The sequence below is a fragment of the Rhizobium sp. Nf11,1 genome, assembly GCF_050587665.1.
In the GTDB taxonomy this organism is placed as follows: Bacteria; Pseudomonadota; Alphaproteobacteria; order Rhizobiales; family Rhizobiaceae; genus Rhizobium.
The window spans coordinates 1-339 of the sequence record NZ_JBOBHU010000087.1 but is presented as its reverse complement, the minus strand read 5'-3'; the positions used below and the strand labels follow the sequence as shown (position 1 = coordinate 339).

1 protein-coding gene is annotated in these 339 nt (G+C 70.5%); it reads right to left on the bottom strand.

The window, feature by feature from the left end:
* On the bottom strand, positions 1-339 hold a 339-nt coding region (locus ACQ7C1_RS31810; RefSeq protein ID WP_430961228.1), incomplete at both ends, for a VCBS domain-containing protein.

The following is a 339-nucleotide window of genomic DNA, read 5'->3' as shown; positions in this document are numbered from 1 at the left end:
TGGCGACGACGATATTGTGGCTGGCGGTGCCGTCGAGCGAGCTGACGCTCAGCGTGTCGCTGACCGCGTCGCCCTGGTTGAGCGCCTGCGTCGCCGCCCGGCTGTTGTCGAGCGTATAGGTCCAGCTGCCGGTGGCGGCATTGAAGCTGAAGCTGCCATAGATGCCGTCGAGCGAGGCCGGGGCGGCAAACACCGCCTCGCCGTCGTCGACGTCGCTGACCGTCAGCTTGCCGGAGGCGCTCGGATCGCCGCTGCCGGCCGCCCCCGCCTCGACCGTCGCCCGGTCGTCGGTCACCGTCGCATCGACGACGATCGCAGCCGCATCGTTGGCGCCGGTGA